At 71.8% G+C, this 14,357-nt stretch carries 12 protein-coding genes and 1 tRNA gene; 3 read left to right on the top strand and 10 right to left on the bottom strand.

Annotation, left to right across the window (positions count from 1 at the left end; genetic code table 11):
• Positions 1-159 precede the first annotated feature (159 nt).
• The 3 genes from B0E54_RS18010 to B0E54_RS18000 all read right to left on the bottom strand — a co-directional run bounded on the left by B0E54_RS18010 (position 160) and on the right by B0E54_RS18000 (position 2,912).
• On the bottom strand, positions 160-1,140 hold the full coding sequence (locus B0E54_RS18010) for a ribose-phosphate diphosphokinase (protein ID WP_234585567.1): 981 nt from the start codon (positions 1,138-1,140) through the stop codon (positions 160-162).
• Between the two features lie 57 nt (positions 1,141-1,197).
• Positions 1,198-2,730: a bifunctional UDP-N-acetylglucosamine diphosphorylase/glucosamine-1-phosphate N-acetyltransferase GlmU gene (glmU, locus tag B0E54_RS18005; RefSeq protein WP_308195374.1), complete on the bottom strand. Its 1,533-nt coding sequence runs from the start codon at positions 2,728-2,730 to the stop codon at positions 1,198-1,200.
• A 110-nt stretch (positions 2,731-2,840) separates the two neighbouring features.
• Positions 2,841-2,912 (bottom strand) — tRNA-Gln (locus B0E54_RS18000).
• Between the two features lie 331 nt (positions 2,913-3,243).
• Here B0E54_RS18000 and B0E54_RS17995 point away from each other — a divergent pair.
• Both B0E54_RS17995 and B0E54_RS17990 read left to right on the top strand, forming a co-directional pair.
• Positions 3,244-4,209 (top strand): acyl-CoA desaturase, encoded by a 966-nt coding sequence (locus B0E54_RS17995; protein WP_234585565.1) that lies wholly within the window; start codon positions 3,244-3,246, stop codon positions 4,207-4,209.
• 222 nt (positions 4,210-4,431) lie between these two features.
• Positions 4,432-5,118 (top strand): TetR/AcrR family transcriptional regulator, encoded by a 687-nt coding sequence (locus tag B0E54_RS17990; RefSeq protein ID WP_234585795.1) that lies wholly within the window; start codon positions 4,432-4,434, stop codon positions 5,116-5,118.
• Between the two features lie 7 nt (positions 5,119-5,125).
• Here B0E54_RS17990 and B0E54_RS17985 read toward each other — a convergent pair whose 3' ends face one another.
• The 6 genes from B0E54_RS17985 to B0E54_RS17960 all read right to left on the bottom strand — a co-directional run bounded on the left by B0E54_RS17985 (position 5,126) and on the right by B0E54_RS17960 (position 11,133).
• A complete protein-coding gene (locus B0E54_RS17985) occupies positions 5,126-5,602 on the bottom strand; it encodes a DUF4383 domain-containing protein (protein WP_234585563.1) in 477 nt (158 codons plus the stop codon).
• A 213-nt stretch (positions 5,603-5,815) separates the two neighbouring features.
• Positions 5,816-6,271, bottom strand: coding sequence for a DUF4383 domain-containing protein (locus tag B0E54_RS17980; protein WP_234585548.1), 456 nt, complete (start codon positions 6,269-6,271; stop codon positions 5,816-5,818).
• A gap of 95 nt (positions 6,272-6,366) precedes the next feature.
• Positions 6,367-8,172, bottom strand: a complete 1,806-nt coding sequence (locus B0E54_RS17975; protein ID WP_234585545.1) for an ABC-F family ATP-binding cassette domain-containing protein — start codon at positions 8,170-8,172, stop codon at positions 6,367-6,369.
• Positions 8,173-8,280: 108 nt separating this feature from the next.
• On the bottom strand, positions 8,281-9,231 hold the full coding sequence (locus B0E54_RS17970; protein WP_234585542.1) for a 4-(cytidine 5'-diphospho)-2-C-methyl-D-erythritol kinase: 951 nt from the start codon (positions 9,229-9,231) through the stop codon (positions 8,281-8,283).
• Between the two features lie 86 nt (positions 9,232-9,317).
• Positions 9,318-10,187 (bottom strand): 16S rRNA (adenine(1518)-N(6)/adenine(1519)-N(6))-dimethyltransferase RsmA, encoded by an 870-nt coding sequence (gene rsmA, locus B0E54_RS17965; protein WP_234585529.1) that lies wholly within the window; start codon positions 10,185-10,187, stop codon positions 9,318-9,320.
• 46 nt (positions 10,188-10,233) lie between these two features.
• Complete coding sequence (locus B0E54_RS17960; protein WP_234585527.1) at positions 10,234-11,133, bottom strand: TatD family hydrolase; 900 nt, start codon at positions 11,131-11,133, stop codon at positions 10,234-10,236.
• 75 nt (positions 11,134-11,208) lie between these two features.
• Between B0E54_RS17960 and B0E54_RS17955 the strand changes: the two genes are divergently transcribed.
• Positions 11,209-12,447 carry a hypothetical protein gene (locus tag B0E54_RS17955; RefSeq protein WP_234585524.1) on the top strand — a complete coding sequence of 413 codons (1,239 nt, stop codon included), beginning with the start codon at positions 11,209-11,211 and terminating at the stop codon, positions 12,445-12,447.
• A gap of 46 nt (positions 12,448-12,493) precedes the next feature.
• On the opposite strand, the gene metG is transcribed toward B0E54_RS17955, so the two are convergent.
• Positions 12,494-14,296 (bottom strand): methionine--tRNA ligase, encoded by a 1,803-nt coding sequence (gene metG / locus B0E54_RS17950; RefSeq protein ID WP_234585522.1) that lies wholly within the window; start codon positions 14,294-14,296, stop codon positions 12,494-12,496.
• Positions 14,297-14,357: the final 61 nt, after the last annotated feature.

The raw sequence follows: 14,357 nt of genomic DNA, 5'->3' as shown, positions 1-14,357 counted from the left end.
CCCTCGCCGTGGCAACCGCACCAGTCTACCCGAGGTGTTTCCCGGGTTTCCGGCAGTCCCCGATCACGGCTCCAGGCCGGCACGCCGACGGTGTTTCCCGCCAGCGCGCCAGCCCGTTTCGACCAGTTTGTCAGGTCCTGCCGGCCGACTCGGCCACCTTCAGCTCAGGCCACCGAAGAGGGTGGTCACCGAGCCGTCGTCGAACACCTCCCGGATCGCCCGCGCCAGCAGCGGCGCGATCGACAGCACGGTCAGCTTGTCCAGCTGCTTCTCCGGCGGCAACGGCAGCGTGTTGGTGACCACCACCTCGCTGATCGGGCTGTTCTTCAACCGCTCGGTGGCCGGATCCGACAGGAGCGCGTGGGTGGAGGCCACCACGATCTCCGCCGCACCGGACTCCTTGAGGATGTCGGCGGCCTTGGAGATCGTGCCACCGGTGTCGATCATGTCGTCGACGATCAGACAGACCCGGCCCTCCACCTCACCGACCACCCGGTTCGCGACCACCTGGTTCGGCTTCATCGGGTCGCGGGTCTTGTGGATGAACGCCAGCGGGCAGCCGCCGAGGCGGTCGGTCCAGCGCTCGGCCACCCGTACCCGACCCGAGTCCGGCGCGACCACCGTCATCGGCCGGCCCGCGTACTTGTGCTCCACGTACTCGGCGAGGATGTCCATCGCGAAGAGGTGGTCCACCGGCCCGTCGAAGAAGCCCTGGATCTGCGCGGTGTGCAGGTCGACAGTGAGGATCCGGTTCGCGCCGGCGGTCTTCAGCAGATCCGCCACCAGCCGGGCCGAGATCGGCTCCCGACCCCGGTGCTTCTTGTCCTGCCGCGCGTACGGGTAGAACGGCAGCACGACGGTGATCCGCTTCGCCGACCCCCGCTTCAACGCGTCCACCATGATCAGGGTCTCCATGACCCAGGTGTTCACCCCGTGCGTCACGGACTGCACCACGAAGGCGTCCGAACCACGTACCGAATCCTTGAATCGTACGAAGATCTCGCCGTTGGCGAACTCGTACGCGTCGGCCGGCGTCGGTGCCACACCGAGCACCTCGCCGATCTCCTTGGCCAGCTCCGGGAAACCCCGTCCGGAGAAGAGCATCAGGCTCTTGCGGTTTTCGGCGACGATGCTGCCCATGGGCCCGTCTGCTCCCGTTTGTCGGCGGTACCCGGCCCGGTGGTGGTGGGTCGGGGACTATTCGGTTGCAGTATCTCCCGCGCCGGACGCACCGCCCACCGTCTCGGCCCGCCCGTGCATTGCCTCACTGTCGCTTGCGGTCCCGGCCATCTCCGACGCACCCTTCGCGTCGCCGGCGCGCTGCGCGGCCTCGGCCGCCGCCGTACCGGCCCGCCGCTTCACCACCCAGCCCTCGATGTTGCGCTGACGCGCGCGGGCGACACCCATCGCGCCCGCCGGCACGTCGTCCACGATCACCGAGCCAGCCGCCGTGTACGCGCCGTCACCCACCTCGACCGGCGCGACGAACATGTTGTCCGCCCCCGTCCGAGCGTGGCTGCCGATCACCGTGCGGTGCTTGTTGACCCCGTCGTAGTTGACGAAGACCGACGCGGCGCCGATGTTGGTCTGCTCGCCGATCGTCGCGTCGCCCACGTACGTCAGGTGCGGCACCTTCGAGCCGGGCCCGATCTCGGACTTCTTCACCTCGACGAACGTGCCGACCTTCGCCTTCTCGCCCAGCCGGGCCTCCGGCCGCAGGTACGCGTACGGGCCCACGCTGGCGCCCGCGCCCACCTCGGCGCCCACGGCGTGGCTGCGCACCACCGAGGCGGCCGGACCGACGATCGTGTCGATGAGCGTCACGTCCGGCCCGACCAGCGCGCCCGCGCCGACGACAGTGGCCCCGCGCAGCTGGGTGTTCTGGTCGATGACCGCGTCGCGGTCCACCGCCACCGTCACGTCGATCCAGGTGGTCGTCGGGTCGAGCAGGCTCACCCCGGTGCGCATCCACGCCTCGTTGACCCGGTCACGCAGGAGCCGCCGCAGCGACGCCAGCTCCACCCGGTCGTTGCAGCCCAGCGTCTCGACGTGGTCGACGGCCACGTGCACCGCGACCGGCTCGCCGACGGAGCGGAGCAGGCCGAACACGTCGGTCAGGTACTCCTCGCCCTGGTCGTTGTCGGTGGAGAGCTTGCCCAGCGCGTCGCGCAGCCGCACCGCGTCGAACGCGTAGATGCCGGCGTTGATCTCCCGGATCGCGCGCTGGGTCACGTCGGCGTCGCGTTCCTCGACGATCTGCTCCAGCCGGCCGTCGGCGTCCCGGACGATCCGCCCGAGCCCGGTCGGGTCGGGCACCTCGGCGGCCAGCACGGTGGCCGCGGCTGCGGCCTCCTCGTGCGCGGTCACCAGCGCGCCCACCGTCTCCGGTCGCAGCAACGGCACGTCCCCGTTGATCACCACGACCGTGCCGGCGCCCTCCGGCACGGCGTCCAACGCGATCCGCACGGCGTGCCCGGTGCCGAGCTGCTCGGCCTGAAGCACGGGCGTGGCGTCGGGGGCGATCTCGGTCAGGTGGGCCCGGACCTGGTCGGCGCCGTGGCCCACCACGACGACTGTGCGGTCGGCGGCCAGCGGCCCGGCGGCGCTCAGCACGTGGCCGAGCAGCGTACGGCCGAGCAGGGGGTGCAACACCTTGGGCAGTGTCGACTTCATCCGCTTGCCCTCACCCGCGGCGAGCACGACGACGGTACGAAGGTGGGGCTGGGGCACGACGTGGCTCCCGTCGGGACGGCGGACACTCTCGCGGCCATGCTAACCACGCAGCCCGGCAGCGCGTCCTCTTACCCCCAGCAGAACCCGAAACGGACTTGTAGGGACAGCTCGGCCGCCAGGGTTCGAACCTGAAATACGGGTACCAAAGACCCGGGTGTTGCCAATTACACCACGGCCGATTGCAACGTCAAGAACACCGTCGCCGCTGGGGCGAGCATCCTGCCGCTACACCTTAACGCCCGACGGCCGCGACGCCAGCACTCACGCCCTTCATGATCCCCTCCACCTGGCCGCCCAGCGCACGTGGTTCATGACCTTGGCGCCGGCGAAAACCCGCTCGAACGGCCGCCCCGGCGGCACACCACGGCGCTCGGCAAAACCGCGATGACCAGGTCTTTAGGACCTACGTACGACAGCTTTTCCAAACTTCCCCGTGCGATCTACCGAGCCGTAAGTTACGGTGACGTAGGCGTAGGTTAGTGATCGTTTCCGTCCCCTCTGCGAGGTGCCATGTCCACTACCGTCCTCGAACCCAACACTGCCGGCCCCGGCCCGAAACCGCTCACCGACGGCAGTCAGTCCTCCGGGATCCTGGCCGCCCTGTGGGCCTTCGTCGTGATCCCCTTCGTGGCCCTGCTGGTCGCTGTGCCGGTCGCCTGGGGCGGCTGGCTGGGCTGGACCGACGTGGTCATCGGCCTGGTCTGGTACGTGGTCTCCGGGCTCGGCATCACCGTGGGCTTCCACCGCTACTTCACGCACGGCTCGTTCAAGGCCAAGCGGTGGCTGCGGGTGACCCTGGCGGTCGCGGGTTCGCTGGCGGTCCAGGGCGAGATCATCCAGTGGGTGGCCGACCACCGGCGGCACCACGCCTTCTCCGACCTGGAGGGTGACCCGCACTCGCCGTGGCGTTTCGGCACCAGCTTCTGGGCGCTGACGCGGGGTCTGTTCCACGCACACGTGGGCTGGCTGTTCCGCCGCGAACTGTCCAACCGGCAGCGGTTCGCACCGGATCTGATCGCCGACCGCGACATCAGCCGGGTGGACCGACTGTTCCCCGTGCTGGTGGCCGTCTCGCTGCTCGGCCCGGCGCTGATCGGCGGCCTGGTGACCTGGTCGTGGCAGGGCGCGCTCACCGCGTTCTTCTGGGCCGGACTGGTCCGGATCGGCCTCCTGCACCACGTCACCTGGGCGATCAACTCGGTCTGCCACGTGTACGGCGAGCGCCCGTTCGCGATGCGCCAGGGCGACCGCGCGTCGAACTTCTGGCCGCTGGCGATCCTGTCGTTCGGTGAGAGCTGGCACAACCTGCACCACGCCGACCCGACCAGCGCGCGACACGGTGTGCTGCGCGGTCAGGTCGACATCTCGGCCCGGGTGATCTGGCTGTTCGAGAAGGTCGGCGCGGCGTCGCAGGTGCGCTGGCCGAAGCCCGAACGCCTCGCGGCCAAGCTCGTGAAGCCTGCCGCACCCCGGTAAACCGGGCGGTGCCACGAGAGGTCGCCTGGCAGGATGGCCGGGTGACCGAGCGGAGCGGGGGACCGGACGGCTCGGCGCACGGGGAGCCGGGCCCGATCCGGGTACGGTCGGACGGCACGGCAGGGCGGCCCGGCCGCCCGCCAGTGAGGCGACGACGTGAGCGGGCACAGCGGAAGCACCATCGGACGGCAGGGCGTCACCGAGCGCCAGCGAGGCGGCGACATGCCCGAGGTCAGTGACGAAGCCGGCAGCCGGCGCGCAGTGCCGGCTGCGGCGGCGAAACCCAAGCCCCCCTCACGGGTACGCATGTCCGCCGCGCAGCGGCGGGAGCAGTTGATCGCGATCGGCCGGCAGCTGTTCGCCGAGCGAGGGTTCGACGCCACCTCCATCGAGGAGGTGGCGGCCCGCGCCAAGGTCTCCAAGCCCGTGGTGTACGAGCACTTCGGTGGCAAGGAAGGGCTGTACGCGGTAGTCGTCGACCGGGAGGTCCGGGCCCTGCTGGACCGGATCACCACGGCGCTGACGGCGGGGCATCCGCGTGAGTTGCTGGAGCAGGCCGCGATGGCCCTGCTGGGCTACATCGAGGAGGAGACCAGCGGGTTCCGGGTGCTGGTCCGCGAGTCGCCGCTGATGTCCGGCACGGCCACCTTCAGCAGCGTGATGAACGACGTGGCCCACCAGGTCGAGCACATCCTGGGCGCCGAGTTCAAGAGCCGCGGGTACGACCCGAAGCTGGCCGAGCTCTACTCGCAGGCGTTGGTGGGCATGGTCGCGTTGACCGGCCGCTGGTGGCTGGAGGTGCGCAAGCCGCGCAAGGAGACGGTGGCGGCGCACCTCGTCAACATGGCGTGGAACGGGTTGTCGCACCTGGAGGCGAAGCCCACGCTGATCACCGCCCGCCGCCGCTGACGCCCGTTCAGCTCCGGTGCGCGTCGGCCACCGGATGTTTGCGGCGGGCCAGCTCCGCCTCGGCGTGCTCCGACGGGCCGATCTTGTCGTAGAGGCCGGTGCCGAGCAGGATCAGGCCGAACAGCATCGACACGATCACTGTCGACATCGAGAAGTTGAGGAAGTTCGCGTCGGTCTGCAGCACGGACATCATGAGGATGCTGGTCACCAGGAACACCACCCCGGCGGTGAGGTTCATGTAGTGGCCGAGGTTGCTGCGCCGGGACGCCCCGATGATCAGGACGACGCCGAAGACCACCGAGGCGAGCGAGAAGGCCAGGTTGGTCCGGAGGCCGAGGGCCCAGGTGCTGTTCCGCGCGAAGAGCGGGTCGCCGATCGTCTCGGCGACACCCCAGACGCCGAAGACCAGGATGTAGACGCCGATCAGACCGGAGAGGACCCGGTAGAGCGGCCGTGCCGGATGGTTCACCGGAAAGTGCGGCATACCAGACCCCATCCACCTGAGTTAGACCATTTCAGGAGGATTGTCGCCCAAGCAAGAGCCAGCTGTCCGAAGAACCCCAAAGCCGGAACGGTCCGCCGAAGGGCCGGACCAGATCGGATTTTCGCCGGAGCCCGAGCTGCGCAGGGATCAAGCCTGACCGCCCGGAGCAGCCCGGGCTCCGGCGAAAACCCACAGCCGTAACCGCGGAAGAACTCAGAGAACGAGACGAGCCTTCTGGAACGCCTCCGCCTCATCCTCCGTGCCGACCTTGCCGTACATGCCGGCCATGAGCAGCACCAGGGCGGCCGTCATCACGACGATCACGGTGAAGATGCTGAAGTTGAAGTAGTTGGCGTCCGTCCGGATGAACGCCAGACCGGCCAGGCTGATCACCATCAGGGCGTACGCCAGCCACTGGTTGATCGCCACGTCGATGTTGCGGCCGAGCGCGGTGCCGGCCAGCACGACGAGCCCGAGCAGCACGCACAGCAGCGAGAAGCCGAGGTTGGTGCCCTGGCCGAGGACGCGGGTGTCGTCCTGGGCGAGGATCTCGTTGCCGGCGCCCGCGATGATGCCGAGCACGCCGAAGACCACCAGGTACAGACCGGTCAGCCCGCCGATCGCCCGGTAGATCGGCCGCGCGGGGTGGTTGATGGGGGTGTGGGCCATGTCTGGGTCTCCAAGGGTGAGGTGTCGCCGACGATTGTCCCGCATGTGTCGGTGTGACGCCGCACACGGCCCCCGCGCCGGCGTGCCCGACCCGCTCAGCTCTCGGGCAGGTCCTCGGCGAGGGTCATCCAGGTCTCCTCGATCCGCTCCCGTTCGGCGCGCAGATCCTTGAGCTGGGTGTCCAGGTCGGCGACCTTGGCGTAGTCGGTGGCATCGGCGGCGAGCTGGTCGAGGAGGGTGACCTCGCGCTGGTCGAGCTTGCCGAGCTGCCGTTCCAGCCGGGTCAGCTCCTTGCGGGCCTGGCGCACCTCGGCGGCGGACATGCCACCCGTGGTGGGCCCGGCCGGCGCGACCGGGCCGGTGCCGCCCGCCCGGGTGGCGCCGGCCCGCTCGGCGGTCCGGGCGAGGTACTCGTCGACGCCACCCGGCAGGTGCACGAGCCGGCCGTCGCCGAACATCCCGTACGCCGTGTCGGTGACCCGTTCGATGAGGTAACGGTCGTGGCTGGCCACGATGATCGTGCCCGGCCACGAGTCGAGCAGGTCCTCCAACGCGGCCAGGGTGTCGGTGTCCAGGTCGTTGGTGGGCTCGTCGAAGAGCAGCACGTTGGGCTCGCCGGCGAGCAGCCGCAGCATCTGCAACCGCCGACGCTCACCACCGGACAGGTCGCTGACCGGCGTCCAGAGCCGGCGGTCGTCGAACCCGAAGACCTCGGCCAGCTGGGCGGCGGAGACCTCGCGGTCGCCGAGCTGGACCCGGCGGGCGACCTCCTCGACGGCCTCCAGCACCCGCAGGTGCCCGGGCAGCTCGGCGAGTTCCTGGGAGAGGAACGCCGGTCGCACCGTGGAGCCGGTGCCGAGACGGCCACCGTCGGGGCGGGTGATGCCGGCGAGCATCCGCAGCAGAGTGGTCTTGCCGGCGCCGTTGGCGCCGAGGATGGCGATCCGGTCACCCGGGCCGACCAGCCACGTGGCGTCCCGCAGGATCTCCTTCGGCCCGGCGTGCAGCTCGACGTTCTCCAGCTCGTACACCTGCTTGCCGAGCCGGGACACGGCCATGCGCTGCAACGACATGGTGTCGCGGGCCGGCGGCACGTCGGCGATCAGCGCGTTCGCGGCGTCGATGCGGAACTGGGGCTTGGAGGTCCGGGCCGGCGGGCCACGGCGCAGCCAGGCGATCTCCTTGCGGAGCAGGTTCTGCCGACGGGCCTCGGTGGCGGCGGCGACACGTTCGCGCTCGGCGCGGGCGAGGGTCCAGGCGGCGAAGCCACCCTCGTACGCCCGGACGGTCTGGTCGGCGACCTCCCACGTCGTGGTGCAGACGGCGTCCAGGAACCACCTGTCGTGGGTGACCACGACGAGGGCGCCCTTGCGGCCGACCAGGTGCCGGGCCAGCCAGTCGACACCGCCGACGTCCAGGTGGTTGGTGGGCTCGTCGAGGATCAGCAGGTCCGAGTCGCGGACGAGCAGCGCGGCGAGCGCCACCCGCCGCCGTTCGCCACCGGACATCGGGCCGACCGGCTGGTCGAGCCCGAGGTGCGGCATGCCGAGGCCGTCGAGGATGTTGCGGACCCCGGCGTCACCGGCCCACTCGTGCTCGGCGCCCATGCCCTCACCGAGCCAGGCGGTGCCCAGCACGACGTCCCGGACTGTGGCGTCCGGGGCGAGGGTGAGCTGCTGCGGCAGCCAGAGCACGCGCAGGTCGCGGCGGTGGGTGACCCGGCCGTCGTCGGGGTCCTCCTGCTTGGTGAGCAGGCGCAGCAGGGTGGACTTGCCGGCGCCGTTGAGGCCGACCACACCGATCCGGTCGGCGTCGTCCAGGCCGAGCGAGACGTCCGTGAGCAGCCGCCCGGCGGCGCCGTACCCCTTGGACACCCGGTCCAGATTGACGATGTTGGCCACGTTCCACCCTTCAAGATCAAGGCGTCCGGGTGCCGGCGGGCACCTCGGGACGCCTGAACCCAAGGGTACGCGGACGTCCCGGCCACCCGCGCCGCGCGGGCCGCGACCTCAGCCGACGCGGGCGCCCGCCACGGGCCCGTGCGCGACCCGCGCCTCCCGGCACACACCGGCGCTGGTCAGCTCGGCGGCGATCCGCTCGGCGTCGGCGGCGTCCGCGGCGAGGAAGACGCAGGTCGGGCCGGACCCGGAGACGATGCCGGTGAGCGCGCCGGCTGCCTCGCCGGCCTTGAGGGTGTCGGCCAGCGCGGGCCGCATGGCCAGCGCGGCGTCCTGCAGGTCGTTGCCCAGCGTTCGGGCGAGGACCCGGGGGTCACGTTGACGCAGCGCGCCCAGCAGCGCGTCGGTGCTGCCCAGCGGAGCACCGGCGGCGCCGGAGTCGCGCAGCCGGTCCAGCTCGCGGTACGCGGCCGGGGTGGACAGGCCGACATCGGCGATCGCCACGACCCAGTGCCACGAGGTGGCCCGGGCCAGCACCGGGCTGACCGCCTCACCCCGGCCGGTGCCCAGCGCCGTACCGCCGTAGATCAGGAACGGCACGTCGGAGCCCAGGTCGGCGGCGATCCCGGCCAGTTCGTCGCGGGACAGCCCGGTGCCCCACAGCGCGTCACAGGCCACCAGCGCGGCGGCCGCGTCCGCGCTGCCGCCGGCCAGCCCACCGGCGAGCGGAATCTGCTTACGCAGGTGCAGGCGGGCGTGCGGCAGCACCCCCGCGTAACCGGCCAGGGCGTGCGCGGCACGGATCACCAGGTTGGAGTCGTCAAGCGCCAGCTCGCCGGTGCCCTCGCCCTCCATGGTCAACGCCAGCGTGTCGCCCCGCCGGGCGGTCAGCTCGTCGTAGATGGAGATGGCGTGATAGACGGTGTTCAGCTCGTGGTAGCCGTCGCGGCGCAGCGGGCCCACCCCGAGGTGCAGGTTCACCTTGGCGGGCACCCGGACCTTCACCGGACCGGCGGCCCCGCGTCGCTCGTCCTCGTCGTCCGGTCGCCAGGCCTCGGTCACGGGGTGAGGTCCCGCGTGCGCAGGCGAATGTCGAACGGCTTGCTCAAAATCAGCTCCTCGGCGGAGTCGGCGGACACGGCGTCAGCCTACTTCGCGGCCACCGTACCGGCCGGGGCCGACGCGGCGATGGCGGCGAACTGCTCGACGGTCAGGGACTCCCCCCGGGCGCCGGGGTCGACGCCGGCGGCGGTCAGCGCGGCGGCGGCCCGGTCCGGGCCACCGGCCCAGCCGGCCAGCGCGGCGCGCAGGGTCTTACGGCGCTGCGCGAACGCCGCGTCCACGACGGCGAAGACCCGCTCCCGCGGCACGTCGGCGCGGGGCGGCTCGTGGCAGGTGAAGGCGACCAGACCGGAGTCGACGTTGGGCACCGGCCAGAACACGTTAGGCGGCACCTTGCCCGCGCCCCGGGCGTGGGCGTACCAGGCGAGCTTGACCGACGGGATGCCGTACACCTTGGAGCCGGGACCGGCGACGAGCCGGTCGGCGACCTCCTTCTGCACCATCACCAGGCCGTGCCGGAGGCTGGGCAGCTCGGCGAGCAGGTGCAGCACCACCGGCACGGCGACGTTGTAGGGCAGGTTCGCGACGAGCGCGGTCGGCGGCGGGTCACCCAGGTCGGCGGCGCTGACCCGCAGCGCGTCGGCGCGGTGCACGGTGAGCCGGGCGGCGTCCGCACCGGCGTGCCGGGCGATCGTCTCCGGCAGCGCACCGGCGAGCGTCGGATCGATCTCCACGGCGTGCAGGTGCCCGGCGACCGGCAGCAGCCCCAGGGTGAGCGAGCCGAGGCCGGGGCCCACCTCCAGGGCCACGTCGTCGGGGGTCAGGCCGGCGGCGGTGACGATCCGCCGCACCGTGTTCGGGTCGTGCACGAAGTTCTGGCCGAGTTTCTTGGTGGGTGCGACGCCCAGCCGGGCGGCCAGCTCCCGGATCTCCGCCGGGCCGAGGAGACCGGTCATGCCTGGCAGCGTAGCGGCGTCGTCGGGACCGGCCGGCGGGCCGGGCTCACCACGGGCCGAAGGCCCGGTCGCCGGTGGCGGAGATGGCCGCGCACAGCTCGTCCAGGTCGCTGCCGGTGGTCTGGGCGAGCGCCCGGACGGTGAGCGGGATGAGGTACGACGCGTTCGGCCGGCCACGGTGCGGGGTCGGGGTGAGGTAGGGGGCGTCGGTCTCCACCAGGATCTGGTCCAGCGGGGTGAGCGCGGCGGCCGCACGCAGGGCGGTAGCGCTGCCGAACGTGACAGTGCCGGCGAAGCTGAGCAGGTAGCCCCGGCGCACGCACTCGCGGGCGAACTCGGCGTCGCCGGAGAAGCAGTGCAGCACCACCGTGTCCGGTGCGCCCTCGTCGTCGAGGATCCGCAGCACGTCGGCGTGCGCGTCCCGGTCGTGGATGACAAGCGTCCTGCCGTACCGCTTGGCGATGGCGATGTGCGCCCGGAAGCTCGTCTCCTGCGCCGCGCGCCCCTCGTCGCCGGTGCGGAAGAAGTCCATGCCGGTCTCGCCGATCCCTCGGACCCGGTCGCGGGCAGCCAGCGACTCGATCTCCCGCAGCGCCTCGTCGAGGTCGGCCAGCCGGGGGGCCTCGTTGGGGTGCAGCGCCACGGTGGCCAGCACGGCCGGGTACGCCTCGGCGATGTCCGCGCCCCACCGCGAGGACGCCACGTCCACCCCCACCTGGACCAGCCGGTCCACGCCCACCTTGGCGGCGACCGTGATCGCCGTGCCGATCGGGTCGTCGGACGGCCCGCCGCCGGGTACGCCGGCCTCGCTGACGGTGATGTCCAGGTGGGTGTGGCTGTCCAGCACCGGCCGGGGCAGCGGCTCGGGGGCGGGCGGGAACTCTCCGGCCCGCCGGGCGGCACGCTCGCGGCGGGTTTCAGTCGGCTCGCTCATCAGCGACAGCATCACACACCGGGGCCGTCCATCCGCCCGCCACCCGGCGTTCACCTCGACTACGCCGCGCGACTCTACCGTCGCCGGGTGAGCGAGCTCAGCAGTCCCGCCAGTGCGCGCACCGGGCTGCGCGTGGCGTTCGGCGGCGGCGTCTACCCGGCCGAGGAGATCGCCCGGGGCGCCGCGTACGAGCTGTTCAGCGCCGAGGAGGTGGCCGGCTTCGAGCGGGCGCCCCGTCCGGGCAGCGCCCTGCCGTGGCGTCGGTTCGTGCACGTCACCGAGGTGAGCGCGGTGCACGGTGCCGTCGTGCCGGCCGAGGAGCCGGAGACACCGCTGATGATGCCGGCGCACCGGGAGCACGGCTGGTCGCACGTACACCAGTTGAGCCAGCAGCCGTCGGCGGCGGGTGACCCGGTGTTGGCCGCGGTGCGTGCGTCGGCGGTCATCCGGCGCGGCACCCGGATGGTCAAGGTGCTCTCCGCCCGGCAGCTCGCCGGGTACGTGCGGGGTTGGCTGCCGCACGGCTTCTGCTACCGCGAGCACGACGTGGCGCACCTGCGTACACCGTCGACGACCACCGTGTTGCGCACCGACGGCGACGTCGGGCGGGACGGCTCGGACGTGGCGTACGCGCTGCGCTGGCGGGCCGCCGACCCCGGCGACTACGACGTGCCGGTGGGCGAGGCGCACCGGGGGCTGACGGCGCTGGCGTCCCGCGACCGGCTGGGCCCTCCGGTGCTGGGCACCGGTTTCGTCCCGAGCAACGGCCAGCTCATCCCCGAGTTCATCACCCGGGACTTCGCGGACCTGCCCATGCCGGCGAACGCGACGCTTGTCGCCTACCCCGCCGAGGGCGTCGAGGTGGTGCTCTACAGCTACCAGGCCGAGCAGCGGGCGTGGCTGCGGATGGTGGGCCCGCAGTGGCGGCACCTGCTGGCCGCGGTGCCGGGCCTCTCCCCCGACCAGGAGTACGTGCCGACCGGCGACGCCCCGCGCTCCACCCAGCTGGTAGGCCTCTACGGCGATACGGAGTACGAGGCGGTCGCCGACCTGCCCGGCGGGTTCCGGGTGCTGGCGATGACCCGGGCGGCCCGCTACCCGGTGGAGGCGGTGGCCCGGCGGCTGCGGTTCGCGCAGTGGCGGGGCGTGTCGTGCCTGGTGCTGCGCGAGGAGGCCGGCTGGCTGCGGCTCCGGCTGCGCTTCCCGGACCCGGACGCGGTGGTCGCCACCGGCGCGCAGTGCCACGACCGGGGTGTCTACGAGACCTGGGCGCCGGGCGCCGAGGTGAGCAACGACCAGGTCATGGACACCCGGTACGTGATGTGACGGCGCGCGGCGGTGGGAGCGCCCACCGCCGCCCGCCGTTCGCTGATCAGCCGGCCAGTCGGGCCAGCTCCTCGTCGACGATCGACGGGTCGAGCTTGCGGAACACCGGCTTCGGCGCGGCCAGCGGCCGACCGACCTCCAGTGGCACCGACTCCCAGCGCGCGCCCACCGTGTAGTCCCCGGTCAGCACCGGGTACGCCGGCCCGCCGTCCAGGTCGTCGACCTGCTCGATGACCGGCATCGGCGCGTGCACGCCGGTGCCGCCCAGCAGCTCGTGCACCTGCTGCGCGGAGTGCGGCAGGAACGGGGTGAGCAGCGTGTTGGCGTCGCTGACCACCTGGAGGGCGACGTGCAGGATGGTGCCCTGGCGGGGCTTGTCGGCCTCGGCCTTGAGCTTCCACGGCGCCTGCTCGGACAGGTACTTGTTGGCCTCGGCGACGACCTTCATCGCCTCGCCGATGGCCTGCTTCTGCCGGTGCCGGCCGATCAGCTCACCGACCGTGTCGAACCCGGCGCGGGCGACGGCGAGCAGCGCCTCGTCGGCCTCGGTGAGGCCGGCCGGGTCGATCGACGGGATCGCCCCGAAGTTCTTCGCGGCCATCGAGACGCACCTGTTGACCAGGTTGCCCCAGCCGGCGACCAGCTCGTCGTTGTTGCGGCGCAGGAACTCGGCCCAGGTGAAGTCGGTGTCGTTGCTCTCCGGGCCGGCGGCGGCGATGAAGTAGCGCAGCGCGTCGGCGTCGTAGCGCTCCAGGAAGTCGCGGACGTAGATGACCACCTTGCGGGACGAGGAGAACTTGCGCCCCTCCATGGTCAGGTACTCGCTGGAGACCACCTCGGTGGGCAGGTTGAGCCGGCCCAGCTCGCCCGGCTCGCCGTCGCGGGAGCCCTCGCCGGAGTAGCCGGAGAGCAGCGCCGGCCAGATCACCGAGTGGAAGACGATGTTGTCCTTGCCCATGAAGTAGTAGGACCTGGCGTCCTTGCCCTCGCCGTCGGTCGACCACCACCTGCGCCACGCCTCCGGGTCGCCGGAGCGCCGGGCCCACTCGATCGAGGCGGACAGGTAGCCGATCACCGCGTCGAACCAGACGTAGATCCGCTTGTCGGGCCGGTCCCGCCAGTCGTCCAGCGGAATGGGCACGCCCCACTCCAGGTCCCGGGTGATCGCCCGGGGCTGGAGGTCGTCGAGCAGGTTGCGGGAGAACCGCAGCACGTTGGGCCGCCACCCGTCGCGGGTGTCCAGCCACTGGCGGAGCACGTCGGCCAGGGCGGGCAGGTCCAGGAAGAAGTGCTCGGTCTCGACGAACTTCGGGGTCTCCCCGTTGATCCGCGACTTCGGGTCGATCAGGTCGATCGGGTCGAGCTGGTTGCCGCAGTTGTCGCACTGGTCGCCGCGCGCGCTGTCGTACCCGCAGATCGGGCAGGTGCCCTCGATGTACCGGTCGGGCAGGGTGCGCCCGGTGGACGGCGAGATCGCGCCCATGGTGGTCTTCGGCACGATGTAGCCGTTGCGGTACATCCCCTCGAACAACTCCTGCACCACCGCGTAGTGGTTGCGGGTGGTGGTCCGGGTGAACAGGTCGTAGGAGAGCCCGAGGCCGTGCAGGTCCTCGACGATCACCCTGTTGTACCTGTCGGCCAGCTCGCGCGGGGTCACCCCGTCGGCGTCGGCCTGCACCTGGATGGGGGTGCCGTGCTCGTCGGTGCCGGAGACCATGAGCACGTCGTGGCCGGCCATCCGCATGTACCGGGCGAAGACGTCGGAGGGAACGCCGAAACCGGAGACGTGGCCGATGTGGCGGGGGCCGTTGGCGTACGGCCAGGCCACTGCCGCGAGAACGTGACTCATGAGCAGCAAGCCTAGTGACCCGCCCGGGGCGTCCGCGAACCAATGGGGGGTGCCGGGCCGC

Origin of the sequence: Micromonospora sp. MH99 (assembly GCF_021442385.1) — a bacterium.
Taxonomy (GTDB): Bacteria; Actinomycetota; Actinomycetes; order Mycobacteriales; family Micromonosporaceae; genus Micromonospora.
This window is presented reverse-complemented; position numbering and strand designations above follow the sequence as displayed.

Excerpts from the sequence above, each read along its gene's own strand:
- B0E54_RS18010 (WP_234585567.1), bottom strand. The coding sequence starts at position 1,140 with ATGGGCAGCATCGTCGCCGAAAACCGCAAGAGCCTGATGCTCTTCTCC.
- B0E54_RS17995 (WP_234585565.1), top strand. The coding sequence starts at position 3,244 with ATGTCCACTACCGTCCTCGAACCCAACACTGCCGGCCCCGGCCCGAAA.
- B0E54_RS17990 (WP_234585795.1), top strand. The coding sequence starts at position 4,432 with ATGCCCGAGGTCAGTGACGAAGCCGGCAGCCGGCGCGCAGTGCCGGCT.
- B0E54_RS17985 (WP_234585563.1), bottom strand. The coding sequence starts at position 5,602 with ATGCCGCACTTTCCGGTGAACCATCCGGCACGGCCGCTCTACCGGGTC.
- B0E54_RS17980 (WP_234585548.1), bottom strand. The coding sequence starts at position 6,271 with ATGGCCCACACCCCCATCAACCACCCCGCGCGGCCGATCTACCGGGCG.
- rsmA (WP_234585529.1), bottom strand. The coding sequence starts at position 10,187 with ATGACCGGTCTCCTCGGCCCGGCGGAGATCCGGGAGCTGGCCGCCCGG.
- B0E54_RS17960 (WP_234585527.1), bottom strand. The coding sequence starts at position 11,133 with ATGCTGTCGCTGATGAGCGAGCCGACTGAAACCCGCCGCGAGCGTGCC.
- metG (WP_234585522.1), bottom strand. The coding sequence starts at position 14,296 with ATGAGTCACGTTCTCGCGGCAGTGGCCTGGCCGTACGCCAACGGCCCC.